At 67.5% G+C, this 1,421-nt stretch carries 1 protein-coding gene; it reads left to right on the plus strand.

Features of this window, described 5'->3' with window-relative positions:
• The first annotated feature begins 122 nt into the window (after window positions 1-122).
• The gene (locus ACFUC1_RS20590) at window positions 123-1,370 is read left to right on the plus strand and encodes an IS256 family transposase (protein WP_379123184.1); all 1,248 of its coding nucleotides are present in this window, start codon (window positions 123-125) and stop codon (window positions 1,368-1,370) included.
• The last annotated feature ends 51 nt before the right edge of the window (window positions 1,371-1,421 follow it).

Below are 1,421 nucleotides of genomic sequence, written 5' to 3' on the forward strand. Positions count from 1 at the left end.
GGAGTGGCGTCCGCCAGAGTGGTGTACGGATCCCGGTGAGCGTGTCGCTGCCGATGTAGGCGACGGCCACCGGGTGATCCTTCGAGCGAACCTCTCACAGAACCCTCGAACGGAGCACCACGATGACCGTCAGGTCCAGTATCGACCCTGCCCGCCTGCTCGAAGAACAGCTGGCTCAGGCATCTCCGGATCTGCTACGCGAGCTGCTGCAGACCTTCGTCAACACACTGCTGTCCGCCGAGGCCGACGCGATGTGCGGCGCGGAGTACGGCACCAGCAGCCCTGATCGAGTCAATCGCCGCAACGGTTACCGACACCGCGACTTCGACACCCGCGCCGGCACCATCGACGTCGCGGTGCCGAAGCTGCGACAGGGCAGCTACTTCCCCGAGTGGCTGCTCGAGCGCCGCAAGCGGGCCGAACGGGCCCTGACTTCGGTGGTGGCGACCTGCTACCTGCTCGGCGTCTCGACGCGGCGGATGGACAAGCTGGTGCAGTCACTGGGCATCACCACGCTAAGCAAATCCCACGTCAGCGAGATGGCCAAGGACCTCGACGCCCACGTCGAGCAGTTCCGCACCCGCCGGCTCGAGGACGCCGGCCCGTTCACCTTCGTCGCCGCCGACGCGCTGGTGCTTAAGGTCCGCGAGGGCGGTCGGGTGGTGCCCGTGCACGCCCTGGTCGCCACCGGGGTCAACGCCGACGGGCACCGAGAAGTCCTGGGTGTGCAGGTCACCTCCAGCGAGGACGGCGCCGGCTGGCTGGCGTTCTTCCGGGACCTGACCGCCCGCGGCCTGTCCGGGGTCAAGCTGGTCACCAGCGACGCGCACCGCGGCCTGACGACCGCGATCTCAGCGACGTTGCCCGGCGCAGCATGGCAAAGGTGCCGCACCCACTACGCCGCCAACCTGATGTCGGTGACCCCGAAGAGCAGCTGGGGGTGGGTCAAGGCGCTGCTGCACTCGGTCTACGACCAACCCGACGCCGAAGCGGTGCACGCCCAGTTCGACCGGGTCGTCGACGCCCTGACCGAGAAGCTCCCCGCCGTGGCCGAGCACCTCGAGGAAGCCCGCAGTGACATCCTCGCCTTCACCGCGTTCCCCAAGGAGATCTGGCGCCAGATCTGGTCCAACAACCCCAACGAGCGGCTCAACCGTGAAATCCGACGCCGCACCGACGTCGTCGGCATCTTCCCCGACCGCAGCTCGATCATCCGGCTCGTCGGCGCCGTCCTAGCCGAACAGCACGACGAATGGGCCGAAGGCCGCCGCTACCTCGGACTCGATGTCCTGGCCCGCTCACAGGCCATCGACGCCACCACCGAGGAGGTGAGCAACGAACTGACCACCATCCAGGCGATCACCGCCTGAACTACAACGACGAAGGATCACCCGTCGTACACCACTCCCGAGGACTTGACC

It is taken from the genome of Pedococcus sp. NPDC057267 (genome assembly GCF_042668795.1).
Lineage (GTDB): Bacteria > Actinomycetota > Actinomycetes > Actinomycetales > Dermatophilaceae > Pedococcus.

Coding starts and splice junctions, on each gene's coding strand:
- ACFUC1_RS20590 (WP_379123184.1), top strand. CDS start 123: ATGACCGTCAGGTCCAGTATCGACCCTGCCCGCCTGCTCGAAGAACAG.